General features: G+C 61.5%; 21 protein-coding genes. 13 read left to right on the top strand and 8 right to left on the bottom strand.

Going from position 1 to position 23,760, the window contains the following annotated elements; genetic code table 11:
• Positions 1-22 precede the first annotated feature (22 nt).
• Positions 23-817, bottom strand: a complete 795-nt coding sequence (locus ABD050_RS15145; protein ID WP_343890282.1) for an SDR family NAD(P)-dependent oxidoreductase — start codon at positions 815-817, stop codon at positions 23-25.
• 102 nt (positions 818-919) lie between these two features.
• The gene (locus ABD050_RS15140; RefSeq protein WP_343890308.1) at positions 920-1,885 is read right to left on the bottom strand and encodes a phosphotransferase family protein; all 966 of its coding nucleotides are present in this window, start codon (positions 1,883-1,885) and stop codon (positions 920-922) included.
• A 759-nt stretch (positions 1,886-2,644) separates the two neighbouring features.
• Here ABD050_RS15140 and ABD050_RS15135 point away from each other — a divergent pair.
• The 11 genes from ABD050_RS15135 (at position 2,645) to ABD050_RS15085 (ending at position 14,691) form a co-directional block, all read left to right on the top strand.
• Entirely contained in the window at positions 2,645-4,828 is a 2,184-nt protein-coding gene (locus ABD050_RS15135) for a 3-hydroxyacyl-CoA dehydrogenase NAD-binding domain-containing protein (protein WP_343890281.1), read from the top strand.
• Positions 4,821-6,923, top strand: a complete 2,103-nt coding sequence (locus ABD050_RS15130; protein WP_343890279.1) for an acetate--CoA ligase family protein — start codon at positions 4,821-4,823, stop codon at positions 6,921-6,923. Before ABD050_RS15135 ends, ABD050_RS15130 begins: the two co-directional genes overlap by 8 nt.
• 89 nt (positions 6,924-7,012) lie before the next feature.
• Positions 7,013-7,855, top strand: coding sequence for an SDR family NAD(P)-dependent oxidoreductase (locus tag ABD050_RS15125; RefSeq protein ID WP_343890277.1), 843 nt, complete (start codon positions 7,013-7,015; stop codon positions 7,853-7,855).
• Positions 7,856-7,934: 79 nt separating this feature from the next.
• A complete protein-coding gene (locus ABD050_RS15120) occupies positions 7,935-8,672 on the top strand; it encodes an enoyl-CoA hydratase/isomerase family protein (protein WP_343890276.1) in 738 nt (245 codons plus the stop codon).
• A 28-nt stretch (positions 8,673-8,700) separates the two neighbouring features.
• Positions 8,701-9,786 (top strand): glycerol dehydrogenase, encoded by a 1,086-nt coding sequence (locus ABD050_RS15115; protein ID WP_343890275.1) that lies wholly within the window; start codon positions 8,701-8,703, stop codon positions 9,784-9,786.
• A gap of 67 nt (positions 9,787-9,853) precedes the next feature.
• On the top strand, positions 9,854-10,714 hold the full coding sequence (locus ABD050_RS15110; RefSeq protein WP_343890273.1) for a MaoC/PaaZ C-terminal domain-containing protein: 861 nt from the start codon (positions 9,854-9,856) through the stop codon (positions 10,712-10,714).
• A 31-nt stretch (positions 10,715-10,745) separates the two neighbouring features.
• On the top strand, positions 10,746-11,120 hold the full coding sequence (locus ABD050_RS15105) for a Zn-ribbon domain-containing OB-fold protein (protein ID WP_343890271.1): 375 nt from the start codon (positions 10,746-10,748) through the stop codon (positions 11,118-11,120).
• A complete protein-coding gene (locus ABD050_RS15100; protein ID WP_343890269.1) occupies positions 11,117-12,274 on the top strand; it encodes a thiolase in 1,158 nt (385 codons plus the stop codon). The genes ABD050_RS15105 and ABD050_RS15100 overlap by 4 nt, the downstream gene beginning before the upstream one ends.
• Positions 12,275-12,285: 11 nt before the next feature.
• Positions 12,286-13,056, top strand: coding sequence for an enoyl-CoA hydratase/isomerase family protein (locus tag ABD050_RS15095; protein WP_343890267.1), 771 nt, complete (start codon positions 12,286-12,288; stop codon positions 13,054-13,056).
• A gap of 70 nt (positions 13,057-13,126) precedes the next feature.
• Positions 13,127-13,921 (top strand): enoyl-CoA hydratase/isomerase family protein, encoded by a 795-nt coding sequence (locus tag ABD050_RS15090; protein WP_343890266.1) that lies wholly within the window; start codon positions 13,127-13,129, stop codon positions 13,919-13,921.
• 2 nt (positions 13,922-13,923) lie between these two features.
• Positions 13,924-14,691: an SDR family NAD(P)-dependent oxidoreductase gene (locus ABD050_RS15085; RefSeq protein WP_343890265.1), complete on the top strand. Its 768-nt coding sequence runs from the start codon at positions 13,924-13,926 to the stop codon at positions 14,689-14,691.
• A 17-nt stretch (positions 14,692-14,708) separates the two neighbouring features.
• On the opposite strand, the gene ABD050_RS15080 is transcribed toward ABD050_RS15085, so the two are convergent.
• The 3 genes from ABD050_RS15080 to ABD050_RS15070 all read right to left on the bottom strand — a co-directional run bounded on the left by ABD050_RS15080 (position 14,709) and on the right by ABD050_RS15070 (position 17,672).
• Complete coding sequence (locus ABD050_RS15080; protein ID WP_343890263.1) at positions 14,709-15,938, bottom strand: MFS transporter; 1,230 nt, start codon at positions 15,936-15,938, stop codon at positions 14,709-14,711.
• Positions 15,939-16,016: 78 nt separating this feature from the next.
• Positions 16,017-16,727: an SDR family oxidoreductase gene (locus ABD050_RS15075; protein WP_343890262.1), complete on the bottom strand. Its 711-nt coding sequence runs from the start codon at positions 16,725-16,727 to the stop codon at positions 16,017-16,019.
• A gap of 81 nt (positions 16,728-16,808) precedes the next feature.
• A complete protein-coding gene (locus tag ABD050_RS15070) occupies positions 16,809-17,672 on the bottom strand; it encodes an acyl-CoA thioesterase (RefSeq protein WP_343890261.1) in 864 nt (287 codons plus the stop codon).
• Positions 17,673-17,868: 196 nt separating this feature from the next.
• Here ABD050_RS15070 and ABD050_RS15065 point away from each other — a divergent pair, with 196 nt between their 5' ends.
• Positions 17,869-18,672 carry a crotonase/enoyl-CoA hydratase family protein gene (locus ABD050_RS15065; protein WP_343890260.1) on the top strand — a complete coding sequence of 268 codons (804 nt, stop codon included), beginning with the start codon at positions 17,869-17,871 and terminating at the stop codon, positions 18,670-18,672.
• A gap of 31 nt (positions 18,673-18,703) precedes the next feature.
• Positions 18,704-20,140, top strand: coding sequence for an aldehyde dehydrogenase family protein (locus ABD050_RS15060; protein WP_343890258.1), 1,437 nt, complete (start codon positions 18,704-18,706; stop codon positions 20,138-20,140).
• On the opposite strand, the gene ribB is transcribed toward ABD050_RS15060, so the two are convergent.
• The 3 genes from ribB to ABD050_RS15045 all read right to left on the bottom strand — a co-directional run bounded on the left by ribB (position 20,141) and on the right by ABD050_RS15045 (position 23,747).
• A complete protein-coding gene (gene ribB / locus ABD050_RS15055; RefSeq protein WP_425542465.1) occupies positions 20,141-21,247 on the bottom strand; it encodes a 3,4-dihydroxy-2-butanone-4-phosphate synthase in 1,107 nt (368 codons plus the stop codon).
• A 233-nt stretch (positions 21,248-21,480) separates the two neighbouring features.
• The gene (locus ABD050_RS15050; protein ID WP_343890256.1) at positions 21,481-22,551 is read right to left on the bottom strand and encodes a phosphotransferase; all 1,071 of its coding nucleotides are present in this window, start codon (positions 22,549-22,551) and stop codon (positions 21,481-21,483) included.
• A complete protein-coding gene (locus tag ABD050_RS15045; RefSeq protein WP_343890255.1) occupies positions 22,548-23,747 on the bottom strand; it encodes an acyl-CoA dehydrogenase family protein in 1,200 nt (399 codons plus the stop codon). Before ABD050_RS15045 ends, ABD050_RS15050 begins: the two co-directional genes overlap by 4 nt.
• Between the last annotated feature and the right edge of the window lie 13 nt (positions 23,748-23,760).

Genomic DNA, 23,760 nt, shown 5'->3' with positions numbered 1-23,760 from the left:
CGCTTGCATCCCCTGCCTTCTGTTAGAGAATAGACGAGATGCCGCCGCCCTCGACGCGCAGGGCTGCTCCGGTCGTCGCAGAGGCCTGATGAGACGCGATATAGACGACCATGTTGGCGACTTCTTCGGAGGTTGCCAGGCGCTGCAGCAACTGTGTCGGCCGATGATGAGCCGCCGCCTGGCGCTGCAGATCGAGCGAGGTAACACCCTGCTTCTGCGCGTTCGCCTCGATCTCCCGCTCGACATTTTCGGTCATCGTCAACCCGACGACGATCGAGTTGGACGTCACAGACGTTCCCTTTGCGGTTTCCGCCAATCCACGCCCCAATGCGATCAGCGCGGTCTTGCTTATTCCGTAATGCATGCGGTCCCGCGGTGTGGTGACGCCGGATTCGCTGGCAATAGAGATTACCCGGCCCCAATTCTTGGCGAGCATGCCGGGCATATAATGCCGCGCAAGACGAATGGCGCTCATAACGTTGGTTTCAAAGATACGAAACCATTGCTCGTCAGTGATGTCAAAGAATTCGACGCGCTCATACATGCCGACGTTGTTGACAAGAATGTCCGCGTCCCCGGCAAGCTCGATGAAATGAGCGACGCCGTCCTTGGAACTGAGATCCGCCGAGACCCCCACCACCCCCGAGCCGGGGAAGAGTCGCTTTAGATCCGCCACGGCGGCCTCAGTCACCTCCGGCCGCCGTCCGTTGACGACAACGTCCGCGCCCGCGTTCAACATCCCCTTGGCGATCGCCAAGCCAATGCCGCTGGTCGATGCCGTCACGATCGCCCGGTGACCACTCAAATCAATTTTCAACCCTGTTCTCCTAACAATATTAGACTAACCGACGATATATCCACGAAATCGGATCGATGCCTCAGGCAATCATGCAGTTCCCGTTTTGATGATTAACGGAACTCATCTCGCGGCTGCGAAGACCAGGGCCCGCCTTATCATGTCAGGCACCATCGTCTCCATCACAGCGTGACCAGCAGCTTTCGAGTGTCCATTGAGATACTGGAAATACCAGCCCTCCATGATCGCCACCAACTTTAACAGCGCCAACGCGACGTAATAGTTGATGTCGGACACGTCCAGGCCCGTCGCCATCGAATACCGCTCCGCCATGGCGGCGCGGCTGGGCATGTCGGCCCAATCCATGTAACTCGCATGGGTCGGCGGCTCACCCCTCTCCTGCCAACCCGCCAGCATCCAGCCGAGGTCAAGAAGCGGATCGCCGATCGTCGCGGTTTCCCAGTCGATGACGGCCGCCAGCCTTGGCGGCGCCTGGAGTGAGAACATGACGTTGACGAACTGATAATCGCCATGAATCAGCGCCGTACGCTGCGTCTGAGGGCGCGAGCAGCGCAAGGCGCTGCACAGGTCATCGATCCCGTCCAGAGGGCGTGAACGCGCACGTTCGAGCTGCGAGAGCCAGCGATCGACCTGCCGCTCTAGGAACCCGGCCGGCTTGCCGAATGCACCAAGCCCCAAGGCCTGATAATCCTCATTCCCGATCGCTGCCAGCGCGTCGACCAGATTTGTGGCCAGCGCACGTGCGCTGTCTGAACCGCGAAAACCCATCGGCAACGGCGCCCGCGGAGAAAAGCCGTCAATCCACTCCGTCATGATGAAGGGTGCGCCCAAAACTTCGCCATCGGCATCTTTGGCGACCAGCCGGGCATGAGGGATCACGCTTCCGCCCAAAGCCTCCAGCAAGGTCATTTCGCGCCGCAAAGTATCTGCGGTGCTGTCGTTGCGATGCGCTGTCGGAACACGCATCGCGTATGACCTGTCGCCGCGACAGACCCGATATGTGAGGTTGCTCGCTCCCCCGGAAACGGTCCGAACATCTACGTCCGATGTCGATCCGCCCAATGCCATGTCCAGCCAACGCGCGAGCTTTGGCAGATCAATTGCAAAACCGTCCGACAACGCATCCTCCGAACCTCATCTGCGACGGTGATTGAAATTCTATCAGTCGTCAAATAGAATTCCCAACGTCAAAGGGCGTGCGAATAAGGTGTTGGTCCCTTTGCCGGACGAACCTGCCGCAGAGCAAAACTCGATAGGCGATATGGTACGGTTTCACACGATATGGGCAGGCCTGCTGTGCCAGGCGTTGCGACACGCACATCGAGTGACCACCCCGGCTTTACAAATGCGGCATGGTCGCGAGCAACGTGTCAAGACTGCCGCCATCAAGACTCCGGCAGGTTTCGGACGCCGTAGCATGGTTGGGGGAGCGTGGCCGTAGGGCGCATCGCCTATTTCTGATCGGGAAGCCGCGAACTATCCACTACCCCATGATGGTCCGACAAGATTACGAGGTGTCCGCGATCCGCGACTGCCTTTGCCGCGTTATAGCACGTCCGATCGGGCACTTGAAAATGATGATAGCGCTTGTCGTACGTCCTATGGTTCATCACGGCAATAAAGCTCGGCGTTGTCCGAATACAATCTGGATCGGTGAGAAATAACAGGTCACTATATCTACCTTCGCCCGTTTCGATACATAGCGTGGAAGCGCGGAGGTAACATCGAGTTGGACCGGAATACAGGACATGACAATACTATTCATTCCCTCATTCCAGAAACATAGATCGTTGCTGCGCCTGACGACAAGTCGGCAGCGCCGACACCATGATCAATCACATCCGTGGTGGACACATCCTCCCGGCAATGCCCACAGAGCCTTGGATGGTGCGCCTCGCGAACCCACTAGCTGGAATCAACGGAGATCATGGTATGAATGCGGTGCGATACGACGTGACGGACAATGTTGCAGTCCTCACGGTGGAATATCCGCCGGTGAATGCACTTAGCGCAGCCGTTCGCACCGGATTGGGCGAAGGCCTGGCGCACGCCAAAAGCGATTCGGCCGTGATCGCGGTCGTGATCGTCGGCGGCGGGGGAACCTTCATTGCAGGGGCGGACATCACCGAATTCGGCACCGAGAAGTCGAAGATTCTGCCAAGCTTGCCAGACCTTCAGCACAGTCTCGAAACCTTTCCCAAGCCGACGGTCGCCGCCATTCACGGCACGGCCCTGGGGGGAGGGTTCGAACTCGCGCTCACCTGCCATGCGCGTGTCGCCCTGGCATCGGCAAAGGTCGGCCTACCCGAGGTGAACCTGGGACTTTTGCCGGGCGCGGGCGGGACCCAGCGCCTGCCCCGACTGGTCGGTCCGGAGGTCGCGATCGACCTTATCACCACCGGAAGGCATATCTCGGCGGCCAGGGCGCTCGAACTGGGAATCATCGACGCGGTCGTTGAAGACTTGGTCATGGGCGCGATCGATCACGCCCGCAGGATGGCGACTCATGGCGCGACACTGACGCCGGTGATCGAGCGTAACGAGAAGGTCGAAGGCATTAGCCCGGACCTGTTCACCAAGGCTCGCCAAAGCGTCGCTAAAAAGGCGCGTGGCAAGATCGCCCCCCTCGTCATCATCGACTGTATCGAAGCTGCCTGCACGCTGCCGCCCGCCGAAGGACTGGCTTTCGAGATCGCGAAATTCCGGGAGCTTTATGCAAGCGACCAGCGCGCGGCCCTGATGCACTATTTCTTCGCTGAGCGGGAAGCGCGCCGCGTGCCCGGGCTCGCGGCCGAACCCAGGCCCATCGGCTCCGCCGCGGTCATCGGCGCGGGCACCATGGGGGGCGGCATCGCGATGGTTTTCGCGAACGCCGGCATTCCCGTCCATCTGACCGACATCAGCGAGGACGCCGTATCCAGGGGAATCAATCTGATCCGCAAGAATTACGACGTGTCGGTGGGCCGGGGTTCGATGACACAGGCAACCGCCGACAAGGCCCTCGCACTGATTGCGACCGCTACCGATTATGCCGACTTTGCCGACGCAGATATCGTGGTGGAAGCCGCGTTCGAGCGCATGGATATCAAGCGCGACATCTTTTCCCGACTTGATGCGGTGATGAAGCCCGATGCCATCCTCGGCACCAATACGTCGTCGCTCGACATCGATGCCATTGCGGCCGCGACCAACCGACCCGGAAATGTGGTCGGCGTCCATTTCTTCTCGCCCGCCAATGTTATGAAGCTCCAGGAGAATATTCGGGGCAAGCTGACGTCGGAGCAAACCATCGCCACGGTCATGGCGCTGGGCAAGACATTGGGCAAGAACGTGGTTCTGGCAGGCAATTGCGATGGCTTCATCGGCAATCGGATGTTGCAATATTATACCGGCGAAGCCGAATTCCTGATGGAGCAGGGCGCGACCCCGGAGCAGATCGACCTGGTCGCCGAGAAGTTCGGCATGCCCATGGGCCCCATTTCCATGCGAGACATGAGCGGTTTGGACGTGGGCGTGCTGGTGCGCGAGGCGCGCAAGGCGACGCTGCCGCCAGGCGAGCGCTTTTCCCCGATACTCGAACGCCTCGTAGAGCGCGGTCGGCACGGCATGAAAACGGGCAAGGGTTTCTACCGTTACGAAGGCCGCGAAAAGCATCCGGACCCCGAAACCACGGATATCATCGAGCAGGTAGCGCGTGAACTGGGCGTCCAGCGCCGCACGTTCACGGATGAGGAAATCGAGTTCCGCCTGTTTGCCCCCCTTGTCAACGAAGGCGCCAAGGAAATCGAGGACGGCACCGCGATCCGGGCCAGCGATATCGATGTCGCCTGGGTGAACGGCTATGGCTTTCCGGCGCACAAGGGCGGCCCGATGTACTGGGGCGAGCAAGTCGGATTGCACCGGATTTACGAGGCCGCGCTGGGAGCGGCCCAACGCAATGGACCGCGCTGGGGCCCCGGCAAGCTTCTCGAACGTCTGGCGACCGAAGGAAAGGGCTGGAAGGATGCCTGAGCGACGCGGGCTCGACGCGCTTTTGCGACCCGCCTCGGTGGCCATGGTAGGCGCGTCCGCCGACGTCACCCGCATCGGAGGCCGGGCGTTGCGCCATCTCAAGGAAGTCGGCTTTGACGGCGACATCTATCCGGTCAATCCCGGTCGGAGCGAAGTTCAAGGCCTGAAGGCGTGGTCGACGATTGATGATCTTCCGGCGCGGGCGGACTGCGCCGTGCTCGCCCTGCCCGCGCCGGCCGTACTCCCCGCTATCGAAGCCTGCGCGCGCAAGGGCGTAGGCGCAGCGGTGATCTTCAGCGCGGGCTTTGCCGAAATGGGCGACGAAGGTGCCCGCCTGCAGGATCAGGTTCTCGACGTGGCGCGGCGCGCCGACATGCGCCTGCTCGGACCGAACTGCCTGGGCCTGTACAATCTGCACGCCAACGTCTTCCTGTCCTTCTCGGGCATCTTCGACGACGTGCGCGGCACCACGGGCCGGCTTGGTCTGGTGAGTCAGAGCGGTGGCTATGCCGGTGAGGTCGTCAAATCCGCGCGCGAGGTGAACCTCGATTTCGGAATCTGGATCACCACGGGCAACGAAGTCGATGTCGGGCTGGGCGAGGCAATGCAGTTTCTTGCCGAGAGCGACGATGTCGACGTCGTGATCGGTTACATAGAAGGGGTACGCGACAAGGTTTCCTTCTTTGCCGCGCTGGAAGCGGCACATAGCCGACGCAAGCCGGTCGTGTTGCTGAAGGTAGGGCGTACGGAGCAGGGCGCACGCGCAGCGGCATCGCACACCGCCTCTCTCGCCGGTTCCGATGGCGTGTACGACGCGGTGTTCGAGCGCTTTGGCGCATACCGCGCGCGCAGCACAGAGGAGATGCTGGACGTTGCTTATGCCGCCAGCCGTGGTCGCTTTCCACGCGGCAGGCGGATCGCCATCGTCACCAATTCCGGCGGCATCGGCGTGCAGGCTGCGGACTTCGCCGAAGACGAACGGCTCGCCGTACCGACGGCTTCGGCCGGTTTGCAGGATCGGCTGATGGAGCTTTCGCCAAATGGTGCCGCAGCCAACCCCATCGACCTTACCGGGCAGGTTGCCAACGATCCGCCGATGTTCGCCAAGGCGCTCGATGCCGTTGTTCAGTCGGGGGAATTCGACATGGCCTATTGCAATATCGGCCTGATCGCCGGCCTGCCGTTCATCCGCGACCCGTTGCTCAATAGCCTGAGAGAGTCTGCCGGACGCAACGCGGCCACGCCGATGGCCCTCTCCGTGACGGCGCCACAAGAGACCGTCCGTGCTTATGGCGATGCGGGGTTCATCTGTATTCGCGAGCCGGCGCGCGCGATCCGCGCTATGGCCGCCCTCGCGCAATTCCCCGTGGCCTGGGACCGCTCCTTGCCCGATGTGACGGCGCTGTATGGCCTGCCCCGGATCGAGGCGGGTCGGGAGTTTTCCGAAAAGACGGCCAAAGCTCTGCTGTCGGAGATCGGCATACCCTGCCCTCCCGAGTTCCTGGTTACGGACGCGGCGTCGGCACGAGAGGCCGGACAAAGCATTGGCGCGCCGATGGCCGTCAAGGTCGTTTCGCCCGATATTCTGCACAAGTCTGACGTCGGCGGCGTCGCCCTGAACGTGACGCCGCAGGAAATCGACACATGCGTCGAAAAGATGTTGGCCGACGTGTCAGCTGCCGTGCCCGACGCACGGATCACGGGCTTCCTCGTATCCCCGATGATCTCTGGCGGGACCGAGTGCATCGTCGGCGTCCATGGCGATCCGTTGCTCGGTCCGGTGGTGATGTTCGGCCTCGGCGGAGTGACCGTGGAACTGCTCAAGGACGTGGCCACCCGCCTGGCACCCGCCACGCCGGAGGAGGCGGTCGAGATGATCCGTTCCATCCGCAGTTTTCCGTTGCTCGACGGTTTCCGCGGCCGCGCCAAGGCGGATATTTCCGCTCTGGCGCAGGCCATCAGCTCCGTGTCCAGGCTCGCAGCGGCGAATGCGGATGTCATTGTCACGCTGGAGATCAATCCGCTGCGGGTCATGGACGAGGGCAAGGGGATTCTGGCTCTCGACGCCGTCATCGAAACAAGAGAGATCAAATGAGTGATAGCCGGTCCCGGCCCTACCCTGTGCTGGTTTCCCGGCGCTGATCACCTTATGCTGCGACAATCACTACAAAGGGATATCGTCCCATGAACGACAGTAAGCGTTGGTTCATTACCGGGGTTTCGAGCGGCTTTGGCAGGCTGCTTGCCGAAGCGGCCTTGGGAAGGGGCGATAGCGTGGTCGGCACGTTGCGGAATGCGGAGCAAATCGACCAGTTCGAGGCTCTGGCACCCGGACGCGCGCACGCCATCGTGCTTGACGTGACCGACAGGAAACGCATCCCGGGCGCCATACATGATGGCGTATCGACGTTGGGCGGTCTCGATATCCTCGTCAACAATGCAGGGTACGGGCTGGCGGGTGCGCTCGAGGAACTGGATGAGGATGAGATCGACCACGCAATCGAGACCAACCTGAGCGGCACGATCTATGTCACCAAGGCCGCCTTGCCTGCCCTGCGCGAAAGCAAGGGTCACATTCTCAATTTTTCGTCCATGGCAGGGCTGGTGGGGCTTCCCGGCATGGCAGCCTATTGCGCCGCCAAGCATGGCGTTGAAGGGTTCAGCGAATCCCTCAGCGGAGAGCTCAAGCCTTTTGGCATCAGCGTCACCCTGATCGAACCCGGCGGATTTCGCACCAATTTCTTCAAGGGGTCGGAGCGGATCGCGCGCGCGCCTCTCTCGATATATGATACCACGCCGGCCGGCATGACTCGTGCCGGACTATCGGGTGCAGGCGACCTGATGCCCGGCGATCCGGCAAGAGCCATAGGGGCGATCCTGATCGCGGTTGACGCACAGCACCCACCGCTGCGCCTTGTCCTCGGGGGCGATGCATTGAGCAGCGTCCGAAGCAAGCTGGAAAGCGTAAGCGCCAATCTGGCCGAATGGGAGCATGTCACGCTCAGCACCGGCTTTCCCAAACCATAACCTCCTTCCGTCAGGCGAGATAATGCAACCTCCCCGATCCGAAATCGTCCTTGCTGCTCTGCATGACGATGTCTGCGTGTTGACGCTCAACGACGCCGAACGGCTCAACCCGCTGTCCGATGACATGCGCCAGGCGTTCCTGGCTGCGCTGGAAGCTGCGATGACGGACGAAGCGGTCCGATCGATCGTTCTGACGGGCGCCGGCGGGAACTTCACGGCCGGAGCCGATATCCGGCAATTGATGCTTGCTGGCGGCCCGGATCCGGCGCGATCACGGCGTCGTCTCACGCCGCTGCACCGTGCGGTCGAGATCATCGCGGGAGGACCGAAGCCCGTCATCGCAGCAGTCGAGGGGGCAGCGTTCGGTGCCGGTCTGTCGTTTGCGTCGGCATGCGATTTCGTGATCGCCGGAGAAGGCGCCCGCTTCGGAGCGGCATTCGGGAAGATCGGCCTGACGGCGGACTGTGGACTCGTCTGGTCCCTGCCCCAGCGCGTCGGTCGAACACTCGCACGCGACATCATGTTCACCGGCCGTCCGGTAAAAGCGGAGGAAGCCCACCGGATCGGCATCGTCGACATGCTGGTTCCGGCGGGTGGAGCATTGTCGGCGGCTCTAACAAAGGCCGCTGACTATCGGGGTATCGCGCCACTCGCGATCGCGGCGATGAAGTCCGCTTTTGTGCGGGGTCCGGGCTCACTAAACGACGCTCTGGCGTTCGAGATTCAGCAGCAGCCCATGCTGAGCATGACGAGCGATCATGCCGAAGGCGTGGCTGCATTTCGGGAAAAGCGTCAGGCCATCTTCACGGGGCATTGAGACGCATGAACAGTGGGGCCAGGCGATAATGCGCGTCTTTGCGGCCACGCCGCTCTACGTGCAGGGGCCCGGTGCTCTCAAGCAAGTGGGAGCGATCGCAGCGCGCATCGGCCAACGGCCAGTCATCGTCATCGACGCGCAGATTCTCGACTTTTTCGCCCAAGATCTTCGATCGGGTTTCGCCTCGCCCGTGGCGATCGTCCCGTTCGCGGGCGAAGTTACCGACGCTGCCATCGCATCCGCGGCGGTAGGTTGCATCGGATGCGATCTGGTGGTTGCAGTCGGGGGCGGCAAGGCGCTCGATGCAGGCAAAGCCGTGGCACTGCGCCTTTCGGTTGCCGTCATCTCGGTGCCCACCATCGCTTCGAACGATGGACCGGCAAGTCGCGGCATCGCCATGTATGACGATGAACATCGTCTGGTGCGGGTCGATCAGATGCCCTGCAATCCAGCTGCTGTCGTTGTTGACACCCAGGTCATCGCGCAGGCGCCGGTCCGTTTCCTGCGTGCGGGAATCGGCGACGCCATCGCCAAGACATTCGAAGCCGAGGCGTGCTGGGCCGGCAGCGGTCTGACGAAGCATGGCACGCGCGCCACCCATTCGGGCCGCGCCATCGCTCAGGCAGCTTACCGGATGCTGCGCGAGCACGGCGTCGCCGCCATCGCCGATGCAAGGCGGCACGAGGTCACCGAAGCTCTCGAAGCTACGATCGAGGCGTGCGTGCTGCTCAGCGCCATGGGGTTCGAAAATGGAGGCCTGGCGATCGCTCATTCGGTCACACGCGGGTTGATGCCCCTGCGCGGCGCCAGGAACCGGCTGCACGGTGAACATGTGGCTTATGGAACGCTGGTGCAACTCGCCGCGGAGCAGAGCACGCAGGAGTTGGTCGATCTCAAATCCTTCCTGGACGAGATCGGTCTCCCGACGTCCCTTTCTTCGCTTGACGTGGACTCGCTCACATCTTCCGACATCACGGCCATCGCCACGGCAACGATGGCCAGCCCCCACATGAAGTCCCTCGCCCGCGTTTTCGTCGTGTCGGACCTTGTTGACGCCATCGAGCTTGTCGAACAGCTCGCGAGGGAAGAACCGACATCGCCAACACATACATAATTTGGATCAGGGCAGGTTGCTCTGCCGATCGCTCGTGCACTACGCGCAATGCTTGCAGGAGAATGGCATGGCGATCGACTATACCCGTTTGATGGCGCGCGAATTTGCCGACAAGACCCATAGCTATTCCTGGCGCGACACAATTCTGTATGCCCTTGGTCTTGGACTGGGATCAAACCCCACCGATCTCAACGAATTACAATATGTGTATGAAAACGGGCTCGAGGCGCTGCCGACCATGGCTGTTGTGCTGGGCCATCCCGGATTCTGGATCAGCGAGCCTGATACCGGCATAGATTTTCGCAAGGTCGTCCACGGTGAACAGTCGCTGATCATTCACACGCCGATGCCCACCGAGGCCATCCTCATCGCCCGCAACTCCGTGGACGAGATCATCGACAAGGGGGAAGGACGAGGCGCGTTGCTGCGCGTTCGCCGTGACTTGATCGACCAGGCAACCGGCGTTCTGCAATCGACCCAGGTCATGTCCATGTTCTGTCGCGGCGATGGCGGCTTTGGTGGCCCTTCGGTTGGGAAGGCCCAGCCCGATGCCACCATACCCGATCGGGCACCAGATGCGTCGGTAACGCGTGTTATTCCGGCCCAGGCCGCGCTCATTTACCGACTTTCCGCAGACCTCAATCCTCTTCATGCGGATCCGAGAGTCGCCGAAGCAGCCGGCTTCTCCCGTCCGATACTGCACGGGCTCGCGACGTTCGGCGTCGCCGGATACGCGCTACTGGCAGGGTCCGGCAATCGGCCTGCATCGGCACTGCGCGAACTATCGTGCCGCTTTTCCTCGCCTGTTTTCCCCGGCGAGACCCTCCGCACGGACATATGGACCACTCCGCACGAGACGGTCTTCAGGTGCACGGTGACCGATCGGGACAAAGTCGTGCTCGATCGCGGCCGGGCTCGGTTCGATTGATCGCTCAGCCTTCCCACCAAGGAGACACGGTTTGACCCAGGCGCCCCCCACGACCACCTATTTCAAGCACCTCGCGGAAGGCAGGTTCCTGATCCAGCGGTCGCCCAGTACCGGAGAGTGGGTATTCTATCCCCGCATGATCGCCCCGCGCACGGGCGCAACCGACCTTGAGTGGGTCGAACCGAGCGGACTGGGCACCGTTTATGCGACGACCGTCAAGCGCATGAAGCCGCCGGCGGAAAATGTGAGCATCGTGATCGTTGAACTGGACGAAGGGCCGCGCCTGATGACGCATGTACAATCCATGCCTGCCGAGGACGTCCGTATCGGGATGCGCGTGCGTGCCAAGGTCGTCGATGGCCCTGACGGCAAGATCGTGGCGTTCGAAGCGGACGGCGCACAATGACCCGCGGCTCACAGCTTCGCGGGAAAACCGCGTTCGTTGGCGCAGCGACATTTGGATGTGGCGAAGCGCCTGGATATACGGCGATCGAAATCGCAGCAGAGGCCGCGCGGCTTGCAATCGCAGACGCCGGGCTCACACCTTCCGATATCGACGGCCTGTTTATCTGTCTACCTTCGGACTTCCTGTCGGGGCTGACCCTCGCGGAATATCTCGGCATCCGGCCGGCGATGACCAATAACAGCCGCACCGGCGGCTCTGCCTTCGTTACGCATGCTGAATGGGCCATGCTGGCGCTGGACGCCGGCCTGATCGACCACGCCCTTATCTGCTACGGTTCCAATCAGCGTACAGGTGCCGGGAAGCTGGTGTCGGCGCAGATGCCCTCGCCCTTCGAAATTCCGTACCGTCCCAACAATCCCGCCGCATCCTACGCGCTTGCGGCATCGCGACACATGTATCAGTACGGCACCACGTCCGAACAACTCGCGTCGGTCGCCGTCGCTGCAAGACAATGGGCCAACCTCAATCCCGAGGCGTTCCGTCAGGGTCCGTTGTCGATCGAGGATGTGCTCGCGACCCGTCTGGTCGCCGATCCTCTCCATGTCGCCGACTGTTGCCTGGTCACGGATGGCGGCGCAGCTGTCGTCATGACGCGCGCGGATCGCGCAAAGGATCTGCACAAAACGCCGGTCGCGCTACTGGGCGTCGCGTCCGCGACCTGGCATCACGAGATTGCGCAGCTGGCCGATCTGACCGTGTCGGCCGCGCTGGAAACGGGGCGTCGCGCCTTTGCCCAGGCTGGACTTGCCCCCGATGACATCGACGTACTGAACGTGTACGACGCCTTCACGATCAACACCATCATGTTTCTGGAGGATCTGGGTTTCTGTCCGAAGGGCGAAGGCGGCCCATTCGTGGCGAGCGGCGCCATCGCGCCGGGCGGATCCCTGCCGGTCAACACGAACGGCGGCGGCCTGTCATTCTGTCATCCGGGCATGTATAGCCTTTTCACAATGGTGGAATCCATCCGGCAGCTTCGCGGCGATTGCGGTGACCGTCAGGTGAAAGGTGCAAGGTTGGCGCTGGCTCATGGCAACGGGGGCACGCTCTCCAGCCAGGCGACATGCATCATGGGCTTGCCGGAAACGGTTTGAAGGGCGCCACCATGACAGTCACGCTCGAAAGCAATGGCAATGTCGCGACGGTCACTTTGGACCGTCCCGAAAAAAAGAACGCACTCAGCCTCGCGATGCGGGTCGATGTGCCAAAGCTTTTCGAGCAGATTCAGGACGATGTTTCAATCCGGGCGGTCGTCCTGACGGGCAGCGGACGGGATTTCTGCGCCGGGGCGGACGTCAGCGAGATGGGCGGTGGCGGCATCGCGGATTCAATGGCCCGTGTGGAAATTCTTCACCGCATGGTGCGCAGCCTTATCCGGACCGATATCCCCATCATCGCCGCTGTGCGCGGGGTATGTATCGGCGTAGGCTGGTCGATGGCGTTGGCCTGTGACTATGTCGTCGCCGCACCCGACGCCCGTTTCCAGTTCGCGTTCCGGCATATCGGGCTGGCGCCGGACGGTGGGGCAGTTCACTTACTGTCGCAGAATCTGGGTATGCTTCGCGCCAAGGCGCTGGTCTATTCCGGCCGGTTCGTCTCCGGCCAAGAAGCAATGGATATGGGCCTGGTCAGCGAACTTGCCCATGCTGATGGCATCCTCGATCGCGCGAACGCTCTGGCGGCCGAACTGGCACAAAGTCCCACGCTATCCTTAAGGATGATAAAACGACAATTTGCGGCGGCAGAGGCGCAGACGTTCGAAGAAGCGCTTGCAGGCGAAAAGATCATGCAGCCGCTGATGATTCGTTCCGACGACTTTCGCGAAGGTACAAGCGCGTTCAAGGAAAAGCGAAAGGCTCAATTCACCGGGCAATAAATGCGTCCCGTACTTTTTTACCTGAACTCTTGTGAATATCGATCTACCCAATCTCAAGAAAGGTTTTACCATGGATTTCGCGATTTTTCCGAAAGAATTCAAATTCGATCTCACGGATGGCATTCTTACTGTCACGTTGAACAACCCGGACAACCTCAACGCCATAGCTACGCATATGGACGATTTACTTCCGCGGATATTCTTCGAGGCCGATCAGGATCCGCGCGTGGAGATCATCGTCGTAACCGGCGAGGGACGTGCCTTTTCGGCCGGTGGCGATCTCGAGGGCATGAAGCGCAACCTTGATGGCATCGACAACTTCCTTGCCGGCTATCGCAACGGCAAGCGCTTCATGCAATTGATGCTCGATACCGAAAAGCCGATCATCGCGAAGGTCAATGGTGACGCTATCGGCATGGGCTGCACACTCGCTCTCTGCTGCGATATCGTCATCGCCAGCGAGAATGCGCGCTTTGCCGATCCGCACGTGCGCGTCGGCCTGGCAGCAGGGGACGGCGGCGCCGTGTTCTGGCCCAAGAATATCGGATCGGCGCTTGCCAAATATTTCCTGCTGACTGGCGACCTTGTCAGCGCGCGCGAGGCGAAGGACATGGGCCTGATTGCAAAGGTGGTCGCACCCGAAGAGCTGGATGCCGAAGTTGACCGGATTGTTGGCAAGCTGCGCAACAATTCCATGGCGGCCCTCCGCTTCTCGAAGTCGATCCTGAACATCCCCCTGCGTCAGGATCTCGCCAGTATGGTCGACGCCGGTTTCGCGCTGGAGAGCATCTCAAGCCAGTTGCCGGACCACAAGGAAGCGGTCCACGCCTTCGTGGAAAAGCGCAAGCCTCAGTTCCGGAAGTGATGATGGTAGTGGCCGCCCCGCAAACCGATCGCAAAGTGGCGGTGGTGACCGGTGCGGCCAACGGCATCGGCCGCGCCATCGCCCTTCGTTTGGCGCGCGACGGAGCCGACCTGGGACTGTTCGATATCGACGGCGAGGGGCTCGCGTCGCTTGCCGCCGAAGTCGAACTGCTCGGAAAATCCGCAGTGGCGATCGAAACCGATATGCTGGACCGTTCGGCCATGAAGGCGGCGTTTATCTCGGTCGCCCAGGTACTTGGCCCTGTCGAAATCCTCGTGAATAATGTCGGCCAGAGTGCACGTGACAAGGCGGCGCCGTTCTGGGATGCCGGGCCCGACCTTGCCGACTTCCTCGTGCGCATCTGCCTGCACACGGCGATGGACGCCTGCCGCGAGGCTGTGCCGAGCATGCGAAACCGCAAGTCCGGCCGGATCGTCAATATCGCTTCCGATTCCGCTTTCATCGGCAGCAAGTCTTCTGCGGCCTATGCCGCTGCGAAGGCCGGCGTGATCGGTTTCACTCGGTCGCTGTCGCGCGAGCTCGCTGAATTTGGCGTTACCGTAAACGCTATCGCACCCGGGTATATCCGCACGCGGGCAATGGATCTGCTACCCGAAACATTCGTAGCCAAGGCTATCGCCGAAACGCCGCTCCACCGACTGGGCGAACCCGAGGACATTGCCCATGCGGTGGCGTTTTTCGCAAGCGAGCAGGCCGGTTTCGTCACCGGCCAGACTCTGATCGTAAATGGCGGTCGCTGGATGAACTGAAGAGTCGCACGGGCCTCTCAGGACGCACTGCCGACCTTCACCGGACCCATGAGCCCGGTTAGAATCACCGCGACGACGAGTGCGACTATCAGCCAGTCGAACGTCGGGATATAACTCCCTGTCACCTCCCGGAAATAGCCTGCCACGACTGGTGCAACGCCGTAACCCAGCGAAAAACCGCCCATCAAAAGGCCATAGACGGAGGGATAAGCGGACAGTCCGAAATAGCGGCTGGCCAAATACGCAAGGCCGATGGTTGTACCACCCGATCCCACTCCGAGGCAGATCGAAACAGCCATCGCCATCAGCGGATCACCGGAGAAGAACCGGAGGAGCAGACAGCTAGCCAGAACGATTGCGATCGAAAAGCCGAATACGGGGACCGGGGGAAAGCGATCCTGCATGAAGCCGGCGAGGATGCGGCCTGCGATCAGCGCAATTCCCATCAACGATATGACCCACGCCGCTTCGGACGAGGGCAAGCCCCCTTCCCGCAGGATGGGGAAGAAATGAACCTGTAAGGAGCCCTCTGCCAGCGCCATGAGGATCGCCACGGCAATGAATTGCCAGAAATGGCGCATGCGTAACGCCTGTCCCAGCGTGAATCCGGTATCGGCAAGACGGGCGCGCACATGATCTTTGGAGTCAGGTGTCACACTCACATCCGCAGGCCGACAAAACCAGAAATAGACGAGCGGCAACAATATAAGCAGCAGCAAGGCCGCGATCCCCGCATAGACGCCGCGCCACCCGAAATTCCTGAGCATCACGACTGCCAATTGCGGGAATGCGAAGTAGGCAATGCCGGCGCCGCTGAGCGTGATTGCCAATGCCATGCCGCGCGCACGGTCGAAGAGCGCGGCTACCGCTCCCGACCAGACCATGGGACTGATTCCGACATTAATAATCGCAAAGACGGTCCAGGCGGCCAGCCATGTGAGCGGGCTTCCACCAGCCAGCGATATCAACACGAGAGCGGGACTGGCCGCCAGGATGGCGATCAAAGCGCAGCGCCTCGGGCCGAAGCGGGCCATGAGACGCCCGAGGACAGGCGCCAGGAGTAACGTCATCACAGAACAGATGAGCACGTTCGACGTGATGATAGCACGTGACCAGCCGAACTCCGCAGTCAAAGGAGCCATAACAACCCCCGTCACAATGGAGACCGCTGTCATGAAGATGACTCCGACGAAGCCGCTGGCTACGGTGCGCCAGCCGTTCCTCCATTCGTAGCTGATACCTGACACGGCTTGTCCTCTCGAGTGTTGTGGCACGCTCATGCCTCGATATTTCTTGTTCGATCGAACGCACCTGCGGCATTCGGGTTATTGACTGCGCTCGGCCATTCCTACCTGTTTGCGGGACTTCAGGGTCAGAATCGGACCCGTGAATTCGTCGGGTCGCTGCAGAATGGCGAGAACGTGCGCGCCCACTTCATTCGCCCTGATACCGCGAGGGTCGGCCACGGCCTCATCTGCTGGATCGACAATGTGCGAATAGAGCATGAGCTCGATTACGGATACACCGCGCTCTTCGCTTTCTTGGGCGAGAAACCGGAACAGATTGCGCTGCGCAGCCTGGCTCATCGAAACCCCCACCAGCCCCGGAACCGTGAAGTCGGCCATGCCGCCGCCTATGCCGAGATAACGACCTCCTTTTGATAACAGCGGAATGAAGGCCTTCGCGGCGCAATGATGAGTGGCGACATTCTCACGAAAAAAGTCGATCAGCGTCTCGCCCGGCATATCCAGCGCGGGCTGGGACGAAACCGGTCGGTTGATTGTCGTGATGACAGCATCAAACGTGCCGGAAAGCGCCGCCACATCTGAGGCTGTGCGCTGTGCCGTTTCATCGTCGGCGACGCTGCCGACGATGATCCGGGCCTGACCTTCGAGCTCCTCTCTCAGGGCCGCCAACTTGATTTCATCTCGGCCGATAGCGGTGACGGCCCAGCCAGCGCCATGAAGCGCTCTGGCAATACCCCGGCCCACGAGGCCGGTGGCCCCGATGATCGCCGCATTGCGTCGTTCCGCCATATCAACTTCTCCTTGCCTAAACCCGGCTACGGACTTTCCGAAACGCCCTAGACGGCAAAGCGCCGGGCGGCTGCGCCCTTGCTAATTACGCCGGCGGCGGATCAGCGCCTCCTGCGTGATGGACGCCAGCACCCGGCCTTCCACGTCGAACATCGTACCCCGGTTGAAACCCAGGCCGCCGCCAGCATAGGGGCTATCGACCTCATAAAGCAGCGTGTCGATCGGCCGTGGAGTCGCGTGGAACCAGATGGCATGGTTGAGCGAACTGGATGCCAACTCACCGTCGTGCAGTTGCTTGGCGTGCATGATCCGCCCCGCGAAATTCGCACATGCATCGGTCAGATAGGCGAGCGTCGCGAAATAACCGATCATATCGCCTGGCAGTGGCGGTGGAGACGGACGCAGCCAGGCGAGCGTGTAGGGTCGGGTCCCCGGTTTACCGAGGCCCTCCTCGGGGTCGGGGAAATAGCTCTCGAACGAAGCACGGTTTATCACGCGCCGCACCACAAGCGGATCAAGTTCATCGGCCCGATCCAGCACGCACTGGTGTTGCGATTTCAGCGTTTCGATGTCGGGTGCTTCCGGTGCTTTCGCCTCGTGGAACGGCTGGTCGTCTTCCGGGTCGTGGAAACTGATTTCGGCGCGATAGACTTCCTTACCGTCCTGCCACGCCGCAACCCGGCGATGTGCGAACGTACGGCCGTCACGCGTCCGCTCCACATGATATTCCACCTGATCACTGGCACGGGCGCTCCGCAGGAAGAATGCGCTGAGCGCGTGCGGCATGCGGCCGGGCGCACTCAGCATCGCGGCATGAACCGACAAGCCGAGATACTGGCCCCCGAAGACCTCGCCACCGGCGTTCATGTCCGCCGCTACCGATCGCCAACGATCGTCGCCACTTGGCTCAAGCCCCAGCAATGCGCGCAAATCCGTCAAAGACATAATCTACAATTGTTCCCCTCACCGCCCGACCGTGAGACACGGGGCGTCGGCATGCAACCGTCCAGTGCCCGTATGTCCCTGCTAACAGAGCAAATCACGTAGCGGATGAGGATGTCCGGGGAATGGACAGTAGCTGCGCTCTTCAATACCCCCCGAGAGCATTCCAAATCGAGACGAGCAGAACGCGGAGATGACAATGGACAGCGCAGCGGTACTATATAAGCAGGTCGGCCACATCGTCACCCTAACCCTGAACATGCCGGACCTGCGCAATCCCGTGTCGGAACCGGCGATCATTTCCGGGCTGATAGAGTCGTTCGCGCGCCTGAATGCCGACAAGGATGTGCGGGTAGCGATCCTGACCGGGGCCGGCTCCGCGTTCTCATCGGGCGGCAACCTCAAGGCAATGGCCGCCCCGGACGGCAACGCATACGCCGCACCCGTCGACAATCGTCTCTGGTATCTTGAAGGGCTCCAGCGCGTCCCCCTCGCCTTCGAGCGGCTGGAGGTGCCCATCATCGCGGCGGTGAACGGCCCCGCCATCGGTGCGGGATGCGACTTGGCCTGCATGTGCGACATTCGCGTTGCTTCCAGGAATGCCAGCTTTGCCGAAAGCTTTGTGAAAGTGGGCCTGGTGCCTGGTGACGGCGGAGCCTGGCTGCTTCCGCGTGCTGTGGGGCAAAGCCGCGCTCGCGAAATGGCCTTCACCGGGGACACGATTTCGGCGGAGACGGCGCTGGCCTGGGGGCTTGTTTCCTATGTGGTGGATGAGGGCGACCTGCTCGACAAGGCAATGTCGATCGCTGAGCGCATAGCGGTCAATCCGCCTCAATCCGTGCGCATGACCAAAAAGCTGATGACCAGCGCACAGGACATGAGCCTTGAACGCGTCCTGGACTTTTCCGCAGCAATGCAGCCGCTTGCGCACGCGACCCAGGATCACCGCGAAGCGCTCAATGCGTTCGTCGAGAAGCGCAAGCCTTCATTTACGGGAAAGTAGGCCGACCGAACGACCCAACGCAGGAGCGAAGATGTCGATTTACAGGAATTGGATCGCGGGCGAATGGTTCGCGGGGAATGATGTCTCCGAGAACGTAAACCCCTCCGATCTGAACGACATCGTCGGCGAATATGCCCGCGCCGATCCGCGTCAGGTCGAAGTGGCAATCGAGGCGGCCGCCGAAGCCCGCGCCGGTTGGCGAGAGGCCGGAATCATGCGGCGCTTTGAAATACTCGACCGCGCGGGAAGCGAAATTCTGGCCCGCAAGGATGAACTGGGCGAGCTTCTGTCACGAGAAGAAGGCAAAACCCGTGTGGAAGGCGTCGGCGAAGTCGCGCGCGCGGGCAATGTCTTCAAATGGTTCGCTGGCGAAGCACTCCGTCCAGGCGGCGAACTGATCGAATCTGTCCGTCCCGGCTTGTCGGTGGAGGTGACCCGCGAGCCGGTTGGGGTGGTGGGACTCATCACGCCGTGGAATTTCCCGATCGCGATCCCGGCCTGGAAAATTGCCGGGGCGCTCGCCTATGGCAATACGGTCGTTTTCAAACCTGCGGATTCCGTGCCGGCATCTGCCTGGGCGCTGACGGATATCCTTGTTCGCGCAGGGGTCCCGGGCGGCGTGTTCAACCTCGTCATGGGGCGAGGCAGCGTCGTCGGCGAGACGATCGTCAACCATCGCGACGTCGCAGCGGTCAGCTTCACCGGCTCGCAGGAGGTCGGCCAACGCCTCGCAAGCCAGCTCGTTGGTCGTCTGGCGAAAGTGCAGCTTGAAATGGGGGGGAAGAACCCCTTGATCGTACTGGACGATGCAGAGCTGGACATCGCGGTTGAGGTCGCCGTTCAGGGTGCCTATTATTCCACGGGGCAGCGTTGCACGGCATCGTCGCGCCTCATTGTCACCAGAGGGATCCACGATGCCTTTGTGGCAGGCCTGACAAAACGCCTGGAACGGGTTCGCGTGGGCGCCGCGCTGGATCCACGAACGGACATCGGTCCGGTCGCCGAAGCGAAGCAGTTGCGCGGAAACCTGGATTATGTCGCGCTTGGCCAGCAGGAGGGCGCACAGCTCGTCCGGGGTGGCGATCTGCTGGAACGAGACCGGCCGGGCCATTTCATGAACCCGGCACTGTTCGTCGATGCACGCAATGACATGCGGATCGCGCGCGAGGAGATTTTCGGGCCGGTCGCCTGCGTGATCCAGGCACAGGATTACGATGACGCTGTGGCGATCGCCAATGACACGCCGTTCGGCCTCTCGTCGGGAATCGTGACGACGTCGCTTAAACATGCGAGCGATTTCAAGCGGCGCTCGGCCGCAGGCATGGTGATGGTCAACACGCCAACCGCCGGCGTCGACTTTCATGTGCCGTTTGGCGGACGTAAATCGTCCAGCTACGGTCCTAGAGAGCAAGGCCGCTATGCCGCAGAATTCTACACGACGACAAAGACAGCCTACACGGCAGCCTGATCAGGTCTCGCGCGGCTCCAGCAGCATTTCGTCGACGATGTCCAGACCGTATCCGCCAACGCCCGTAATCGCGTGCCGCATGCTGGTGCGTAGCAGGATCATATCATGCACGCCCAGGTCCGCGAGGATTTGGGCGCCGATGCCGAAGCTGCGCGCATCGGCCGGATTGCCCGTGGGACCAACGCCAATCCCGACGTCCGGCGAGGGTAGAAGAACGAGGATGATACCCGAGCCATGCTCGACAATCTTTCGCATCGCTCTCGGAATCAGTCCGCGACGGGGACCGGGCACGTCCAGCATATCGTAGAAAGCGGACGCAACATGAACGCGGACCAGCGTCGGCGTCGCCGGATCCACCCTCCCCATCCGCAAGGCATAGGCCCGTGTTCCGTCGATTTTGTTGCGATAAACGAACATTTCCCATTCGTCGCCCGTGTCGGACCTGAACGTCGATCGCGCAATCGTCTCGACCAGATGGTCAAATCGAAGACGATGGGCGATCAGGTCCTTGATGGTGCCGATTTTCAGATTGTGCCGCGCAGCAAACTTCAGAAGATCGGGCATCCGGGCCATCGTACCGTCTTCTGCCATGATCTCGCAGATCACCCCTGCGGGAACGAGGCCGGCCAGGCGGGCGACATCGACAGATGCTTCGGTATGCCCCGCCCGCACCAGCACCCCGCCGTCGCGGGCGACCAAGGGGAAGACATGCCCGGGCGTGACGATCTCATCCCGCCCCTTGCTGGCGTCGATCGCAACGGCGATCGTACGGGCACGGTCGGCGGCCGATATTCCGGTCGTGACGCCATCGCGTGCTTCGATCGATACGGTGAAAGCGGTCTCATGCTGTGTCCCGTTATTCTGGGACATCATCTCGAGGCCAAGTTGCTCCGCCCTCGCCCGGGTCAGCGACAGGCAGATCAGGCCGCGCCCATGTTTCGCCATGAAGTTGATCGCATCCGGTGTCGCCATCTGCGCGGGTATGACGAGATCGCCCTCATTCTCGCGATCCTCGTCGTCCACGAGGATGAACATGCGTCCGTTCCGAGTTTCTTCGACGATCTCCTCGGCCGTCGCGATCATGGCGGACAATTCAGACGTGCTCATACGTATCCTTATAAATGGACTTCCGCGACTTCCCTATCCGGACTGCGTGTCGCCGGCGGAGAAAGCGGACCTATGTCATTACTTCGCGAACGTGCACAGGGGTACCACTCATCCGCAGTTGCCCGCTATATCGTTCGGGCCTGATGACCAACCTGCCCGAAAGCCGTATTGCCTCCCCGGAATTGCCGCCGTCAGCCGCTTGGAACCCGCGGCGCGAGGGATGCCGAACCGTTTCAGTCACCATCGAGGATGCTGAGCGCCATGCGCGTGAGCACGGGAAAATTATCCGCCCGCTGCTGCGCGTGGAGCGATGCAGCGTTGCCCCGGATCATCCGCCCCTTGATTCCGTGATAGATCGCCGCGAGACGAAACAGGTTGAAAGCGATGCAAAACGCCCAGTCCTGCGCCGCCAGCGGCGCTCGACCGACCTTCTCACAATACGCCTCCAGATATTCCCGCTCTGACGGCAGACCGAGCATCACCAGATCTTCGCCTGCGAGGCCTGAAATGATATTTTCGGGTAAGCGATAAACCATCGCGTTATACGCAAAGTCGGCCAGCGGGTGGCCGAGTGTCGACAATTCCCAGTCAAGCACGGCCCGCACCGTCGGAGCGTCGGGCGCGAAGATCAGGTTGTCGCATCGGAAATCGCCGTGAACGATCCGCGGTGCCTCGTCCGCAATCACGCGCGACGGCAGCCGCTGGATCAGACGATCCATCGCCTCGTCGCGGCCAGCATCCGCATCGGCGAGATATTGCCGCGACCAGCGTGCGATCTGGCGCTCGAAATAATTGCCGGCCTTGCCGAAATCATCGAGTCCGATCGTAAGGGGATCGATACGATGCAATGCGGCGATTGCGCCGTTCATGGCATCGAAATGGGCCGCTCGATCCGCTTGGCTCATTCCCGGCAGCCTGCTGTCCCACTCGATCCGGCCATCGATAAGTTCCATGACATAAAACCAGCTGCCCAGGACATCGTCGTCGGTGCACACCCCGTAGACCCGGGCGACCGGGAAGCCGACCGTCCCCAGTGCGCCCATGACGCATGCTTCCCGGTCCACGGCATGCGCACCCGGGACCGTGGCGCCGGGAGGCTTGCGGCGCATGACGTATAAGCGCCCGGGAGTCGTAAGTTTGAAGGTGGGATTGGACTGGCCGCCGCGAAACTGCTCCACGGTCAACGGGCCTTCGAAGTCTTCGACGGTCTCCTGCAGCCAGCGTTCGAGGCGTGCCTCGTCGAACTTGGAGCCCTCGCGAACGGGCTCTGTACCGGCGCTCGCCGCAGCGGCTTCGCCGCTCATGCCTGCGCCTCGCGCCATTGACGCTTGATCCGCTTGGCCAGGCTCCATTTGTGCACTTCGGTCGGGCCGTCGTAAATGCGGAAGCACCGGATCTCGCGGAAGATTTGTTCCACCACGGTATCACCGCTTACCCCCATCCCTCCCATCACCTGAACGCACCGGTCCGCGACCTTCATCAGCATCTCGGAAACCGCGACCTTGGTCATCGAGCTTTCCATCATCCCCAACGACCCGGTGTCGAGTACATCGGCACACCAGTCGATCATCAGTTCGCATTGCTTCAAATCGATGAGGTTGTCGGCCAGCATGAAGCCCACGCCCTCATGGTCAATAATCGTCTTGCCGAAGGCGACTCTGCGATTGGCATAGTCCACCGCGATCTCGTTGGCCCGACGGCAGGCACCCAGCCAGCGCATGCAATGTGACAGGCGCGCGGGAGAAAGTCGTACCTGGGCGTAGCGGAAGGCCTCGCCCGGCTCGCCCAGCATCTGATCGGCCGGCACTCGCAAATTCTCGATCGATACCATCGCGTGACCGCCGGGCAGTTGCGAGTCGAGGGTGTTGGGAACATGCTCGACCCTGATCGCGTCACTGGGAAGGTCGACGATGAACATGCAGGCCCCGCCGTCCGTCTCGGGATCAGCCGACTTTGCCATGATAATCCCGATCTTGGCGCCGACCATGCCGGTGATGAACGCCTTTCGGCCGTTGACAACCCAATCGTCCCCATCCCGGCGGCAGGTTGTTTTCATCAGCGAAGGGTCTGAGCCGCAACCATTGTCAGGTTCGGTCATAAAAAAGGCAGATCTGGCGCGACCGGCCCTCAAGGGCTCCAAGAAGCGCTCCTTGATCATCGGCGTTCCCATTTTGCCCAGCAGGTACATATTGCCTTCATCCGGCGCGCTGGTGTTGCACGCAACCGACCCAAGCGGCGACAAACCCGTGCGGGCCAGGACGATGGCGGTCTCCCGCTGTGTCAGATGAGTGCCGTCCGACCGGATATGCGGAGAAAGGACTCCCGCGTCCCGGGCGCGCTGCTTGAGTTCCTGAACCAGTTCCTCGGTCGGATAGCCATGGTGATCGAATCGGGTATCTGTTTCATAAGGGATCACGACGTTGCGCACGAACGATTCAACTTGCCGCCCTATCTCGAGCGCCGTCTGGTAGGATGGGACCGTGCCCGTGCCGGAAGCCATGATGGGCGCTTAT

The organism is Sphingomonas oligophenolica (assembly GCF_039522915.1).
Lineage (GTDB): Bacteria > Pseudomonadota > Alphaproteobacteria > Sphingomonadales > Sphingomonadaceae > Sphingomonas > Sphingomonas oligophenolica.
The sequence above is the reverse complement of the archived record's forward strand: the minus strand, read 5'-3'. Positions and strand labels throughout refer to the sequence as shown.